Below are 526 nucleotides of genomic sequence, written 5' to 3'. Positions count from 1 at the left end.
AATGGCGCTTCAATAGTCGAATTACACTGGTAAGAAGCCCAATGATGCTCGGCCAACAAACGTCGCACGGTTGGCGCGACCTGATTTTCGATGTTAGTGGCGGCGGCGCAACACCAGCAAAACATGTCATGCAGTACACTGGCGTAAGCTACCCTCTGAACCCGAGCATGGCACCAACAGCCACACCTGAACAAATCAGTGGTGTTCGTCTGTTCTCGGATGGTATTAGCCCAGTGCGTGAAGGGGTTCGACTGTAATGTCACAACCGTGTCCCCATTGCGGTTTTCAGTTCAACTGTATTTGCTCGCTGGTGCCTAAACTCACCAGCAAGCACGAAATACTGCTATTGATGCACCCAAATGAGCTAACTCGTGACACCAATACGGGCCAGCTATTACAGCATTGCCAACTCAACGTCGAGCAAGCAATCTGGGATCGCAAACAACCACCAGCAGAGTTGCTCACTCGCTTGGCTGATCCTTCGCTGTACCCGGTGATTTTATTCCCAAGTGAAGAAAGCATCACA

Annotated in this window: 1 protein-coding gene and 1 pseudogene; both read left to right on the top strand. The window is 50.8% G+C overall.

The genetic code is table 11. The features are described 5' to 3' along the window. Window positions 1–257, top strand: a pseudogene (locus tag R8O11_RS31075) (hypothetical protein); the annotation flags it as partial. Next, the coding region (locus R8O11_RS31070; RefSeq protein WP_318195372.1) for a DTW domain-containing protein at window positions 257–526 on the top strand (270 nt) is incomplete at its 3' end. The pseudogene R8O11_RS31075 and the gene R8O11_RS31070, both read left to right, overlap by 1 nt.

Source organism: Vibrio sp. 1288 (genome assembly GCF_033344475.1).
This window is presented reverse-complemented; position numbering and strand designations above follow the sequence as displayed.